At 69.6% G+C, this 2596-nt stretch carries 3 protein-coding genes; 1 reads left to right on the top strand and 2 read right to left on the bottom strand.

All coding sequences use genetic code 11. The features are described 5' to 3' along the window. Positions 1-1407 (top strand): glucose-6-phosphate dehydrogenase (gene zwf / locus VHW64_RS10560; protein ID WP_329650510.1); only part of this gene is annotated, 1407 nt, incomplete at its 5' end. A 6-nt stretch (positions 1408-1413) separates the two neighbouring features. On the opposite strand, the gene VHW64_RS10555 is transcribed toward zwf, so the two are convergent. Continuing rightward, on the bottom strand, positions 1414-2247 hold the full coding sequence (locus VHW64_RS10555) for an SDR family oxidoreductase (protein WP_329650509.1): 834 nt from the start codon (positions 2245-2247) through the stop codon (positions 1414-1416). Beyond that, the coding region (locus tag VHW64_RS10550) for a cupin domain-containing protein (RefSeq protein WP_329650508.1) at positions 2248-2596 on the bottom strand (349 nt) is incomplete at its 5' end.

The following is a 2596-nucleotide window of genomic DNA, read 5'->3' as shown; positions in this document are numbered from 1 at the left end:
CGCGTGCTTGTCATTTTCGGCGCGACCGGCGACCTGGCCAAGCGCAAGCTGTTTCCCGGCTTCTTTCACCTGTTCCGCGAGGGCCTGATGCCCGAGGACTTCCGGATCATCGGGTCGGGGCGCCGCTCGCCGGGGTCCGACGATGACTTTCGCCGGCACGTCAATGAGGCGCTGCAGCAGTACGGCCGGGTCGAGCTCGACGAGCACTGGGACGACTTCGCGGCGCGCGTGAGCTTTGTGACCTCCAGCGCCGAGGACGGCAGCGAGCTGGCCCAGGCGGTCAAGGAGGCCGAGAAGGAGATCGGGGCCGAGGGCGAGCGGCTCGTCTATCTGTCGGTGCCGCCGAGCGCGATGCAGGACATGGTGCGGATGCTGGGCAAGAGCGGGATCGCCGAGAACTGCTCGCTGGTGGTGGAAAAGCCCTTCGGACACGACGAGGCCAGCGCCAAGGAGCTCAACGCGACGCTGCACGAGGTCCTCGAGGAGCAGTCGATCTACCGCATCGACCACTTCCTGGGCAAGGAGGCGGCCCAGAACATCCTGGCCCTGCGCTTCGCCAACGGGATGTTCGAACCCGTCTGGAATCGCGACCACGTCGCCTACATCCAGATCGACGTGCCCGAGGCACTGGACATCCAGGGCCGGTCCGGGTTCTACGAGCAGACCGGAGCGTTTCGCGACATGGTCGTCACCCACCTGCTCCAGATCCTGGGGATCGTCGCCCTGGAGCCGCCCAGCCGGGTGGACGCCGAGGGGCTGCACCTCGAGCGGACCAAGCTGTTTGACGCGATCCGCCCTCTTGATCGGTCGCGGGTGGTGTTCGGGCAGTACGAGGGGTACCGCGACGTGGACGGCGTCGCCGACGACTCTCAGGTGGAGACGTTCGCCGCGCTCGAGGTCTGGGTCGACACCTGGCGCTGGAGTGGGATCCCGTTCTACCTGCGGACCGGCAAGTCGCTGGCCGAGGGCCGGCGCACGGTGACCATCGGCTTTGACAACGCGCCGCTGCGCCTGTTCCCCGAGCACACGCCCGAGCACTGCGAGCGGCCCTCAGAGCTTGTGTTCGAGCTCTCCGACGATCCCCAGATCCGCGTCGAGGTCCAGACCAAGGTCCCCGGGCCGGTGCTCGACCTGGGTCGCGCTGCGCTCACCCTCGATGTCGACAAGGCCTTTGACGGTGCCGACGGCCTGGAGGCCTACGAGAGGCTCCTGCACGACGTGATGCTGCGGCAACGCCTGCTCTTCACCCGCGCCGAGCAGATCGAGCGGCTGTGGGAGGTGTGCGCGCCGGTCATCGAGCAGCCCCCTGAGCTGCAGCCCTACGAGCCGGGCTCATGGGGGCCGGAGGCGGCGCTTGGACTGCCCGCCTCGCCGGGGTGGCGGCTGCCTGACGGCAACGGTGGCTGATCGGCGTCAGCCGACCCAGGCCTCGCTGCGCTCCCACAGCTCGGCGCCGGCCTCTGGAGTCGCGTGGCGGCTGGGCTCCTTGCGCCGGCAGTCGTCGTAGTAGAGCCCGGACTCGCCGGCAACGTCGGGCGAGGTGGCGCAGTACAGCGACGTCTGAGCGCCCTCCTCCGGTGAGCGCATGCGCAGCTTGAGGAGGGGTCGGATCGGCCAGGGGACCTCGCGCCAGACGTCGGAGGCGATCGTGCCGGGGTGCAGCGAGTACGTCGTCACCCCTGAGCTGTCCAGGCGCCGGGCCAACTCCTGGGAATGGAGCACGTTGGCGAGCTTGGACACGCAGTACTCGTGAAACGCCGTGCGGGTGCGGGTGGGTCGGCGGACCGCGTCGTAGTCGATCCCGTCGACGCGGTAGTGGCCCTCGGAGGAGACGGTGACGATGCGGGCGGGAGCACTGGAGCGCAGGCGGTCGAGCAGGAGGTTGGTGAGGAGGAACGGTCCGACGTGGTTGGTGCCGAAGGCCAGCTCGAAGCCGCCCGCGGTCGTGCCGCGTTTGCCGGCCAGGCCGGCGTTGTTGACGAGCACGTGCAGCGGCGCGCCGGTCTGGCAGAACGCGTCGGCGCACGCCCGCACCGACGCCAGATCGGCGAGGTCGAGGGTCACCAGGTGCAGGTTGGCGTTGCCCGTCGCGGCGGCGATCTCCTCGCGCACCGGCACGGCCTTGGCCTGATTGCGGCAGGCCATGTACACGGTGGCACCCCCGGAGGCCAGCGACTCGGTGGTGGCGCGGCCGATCCCGGTGTTGGCCCCGGTGACCAGCACCGTCAGCGCGTCGAACTCGCCCATCTACGCCTCGGGTAGCCAGCCGTCCTGGTACGGGGTCTCGACGTCGTCGGCGATCTCGGCATAGGCCGTGGACGGGTCCCGGGTCTCGCGACTGACCCCGGCGCGGTGGCGGAGCGCCACCTCTGAGACGGGATAGATCGTCTGGTCGCCGGTGCGGCTGCCCACCGCCAGTACCGCGCACGGCCCATCGCCCGCGCCGACGAAGACGTGCTCGGTCCACGGCGGGCAGTGGACGAAGTCCCAGGCCTTGAGTGGCCTCTCCTGGCCCTCGATGAGCAGCAGGCACTCGCCGCTGAGCACCAGGAAGTCCTCCTGATCGTTCTCGGCGTGGTAGTAGCAGGCCGGCTGG

It is taken from the genome of Nocardioides sp. (assembly GCF_036267815.1).
GTDB lineage: Bacteria > Actinomycetota > Actinomycetes > Propionibacteriales > Nocardioidaceae > Nocardioides.
This window is presented reverse-complemented; position numbering and strand designations above follow the sequence as displayed.